The sequence below is a fragment of the Pseudomonas sp. P5_B2 genome (genome assembly GCF_056400445.1).
Genome location: NZ_JBFULH010001369.1, coordinates 1 through 666, shown reverse-complemented (window position 1 = coordinate 666; position 666 = coordinate 1). Strand labels below are relative to the sequence as shown.

Sequence of the window (666 nt, the reverse complement as noted above, 5' to 3'; positions counted from 1 at the left end):
GTGTCCACAAGGCAAATAGGTCGCTCTTTCGAACGTCAGGCAAAATTAGGTTCTGTTCATGAGCGATTCGAATTTCACCGAATCCAAACTCTTGCGACCAATCTGCAACGGCTTCCATTTGTGCTGCGGTCAAATCGCCTGGAGGCACATCGGCACCCGGCTTAGTGGATAACACGGCACTGACATMACCAGGCACCTTATGGGCTTGTGTGTTGCGGGAAACCCAGCGTGCAAAATCAGGGGACTCCATTAACTGGGTGCCAAAGCTAAGTTGATCCTCGGACAAATCCTCGTAGGCAGGCGTCACGAAGGCGTCAGCGACCCGTTGATACTCATTTTCGGTCAGCTGAGCGGGGCCATCTTTGAGATGCTGCCACTCCAGCTCAACCTCTTCGGCAAAGGCTTCGATTCCCAGTGCCTTGACCAGTATCTTGATCCGCGCCTTGTACTTATTGTCACGTCGGCCATGACGGTTGTAGACGCGCAAGACCGCCTCGACATAAGACAGCAAGTGTTGCCAGGGTAGTTCTTCGCGGATCTGTTGGGACAGGATAGGAGTACGCCCAAGACCGCCTCCGACCATAACCCGCAAGCACCTCTCCCCCGATTCGTTGAGGTAAAGATAAAGACCAATGTCATGCATCATGATCGCAGCACGATCCTGGT

Annotated in this window: 1 pseudogene; it reads right to left on the bottom strand. The window is 53.4% G+C overall.

The features are described 5' to 3' along the window. A pseudogene (locus tag AC1DRJ_RS31270) lies at positions 1-666 on the bottom strand (nitrite/sulfite reductase); the annotation flags it as partial.